1 pseudogene is annotated in these 582 nt (G+C 47.3%); it reads right to left on the bottom strand.

Annotated features, from left to right (window positions below):
* Positions 1–582: pseudogene (locus tag HMPREF0666_RS16000) on the bottom strand (IS1380 family transposase); the annotation flags it as partial.

The following is a 582-nucleotide window of genomic DNA, read 5'->3' as shown; positions in this document are numbered from 1 at the left end:
ATATCCGTCCGTTGCTTGCCATCCTTGTCTTTCAAAGGACTACGCTGTACGACAAGTCTGTATGACTTTCCTTCTATTAAGCTGTCCATGCTGATGGATGTGACATCGCATTTCTCATAGCCAATCTCAACGTTTTTCCATTCCTTCAACTGTTGGAAATTCTCGTAGCGACTGCCGCAGTTGGCAGCACGAATGTAGAACGTGTTGCAGCGCTGCTCTACGGTTTGTATGATTTCCTTTGAGAACGACCCGCAGTCAGCACGGAAACGCTCTATTACCACACCAAGTTCTGAGGTTACACGGTCCATAATGCGACGGAGCGTGTCTTCCTGATGGAATCTCACATTGGTGTTTCCGTCACGATTCTCACCTCCGACTATGATTCCTCCAATGGAAGCCCAACCAGGGAAATAACCAAAGTCCTGCTTGTAAGAATACTTTGCATCGAACTTGGTGGCTGGAACGAACTGGTGGTCAAAGTCCAGGTCAACATGACTGCCCTCCTTTATAAGCCCCATTCTCCGTATCATCCGTAATAGTAAGGTGTTCAGCTTCTCTGCCGTGTTGAAACTGTAAGACTTG

This window comes from Prevotella sp. C561, assembly GCF_000224595.1.
GTDB classification, from domain to species: Bacteria; Bacteroidota; Bacteroidia; order Bacteroidales; family Bacteroidaceae; genus Prevotella; species Prevotella jejuni.
Note: the sequence above shows the minus strand (reverse complement) of the source record. Positions and strands in the feature narration are given on the sequence as shown.